Consider the following 284-nt stretch of genomic DNA (forward strand, 5'->3'; position numbering starts at 1 on the left):
GCAAGGAGTATGTTTGAGCCGGCGTATTTACTACACGTAAAGTGTGGCTTTCCTGCAGCGGCTCCAGGTTTACCCTGCTCTACCACACCTCAAACAGCAACTCCATTGTCATCCCGCACGCGATGCGGGATCCATTTAAACCTGTTTTTCGGTGCTGAGTAGGTTTGTTTCGGTGTATTCGTCATACGTACGGTGTGGTCTGTTGGTAGATCCCGCATCAAGTGCGGGATGACGGTAGTGTAGATCTGTTTGAATGGAGAAATACATGACACTTCGTCAGAAAT

Annotated in this window: 1 protein-coding gene; it reads right to left on the minus strand. The window is 48.6% G+C overall.

The features are described from left to right. Positions 1-89: 89 nt before the first annotated feature. Positions 90-284, minus strand: a 195-nt coding sequence (locus tag ACXAH1_RS24770; protein ID WP_475200338.1) for a hypothetical protein, incomplete at its 5' end; no start/stop codon positions are given.

The sequence above is a fragment of the Pseudoalteromonas sp. AWH4_217 genome (assembly GCF_056161105.1).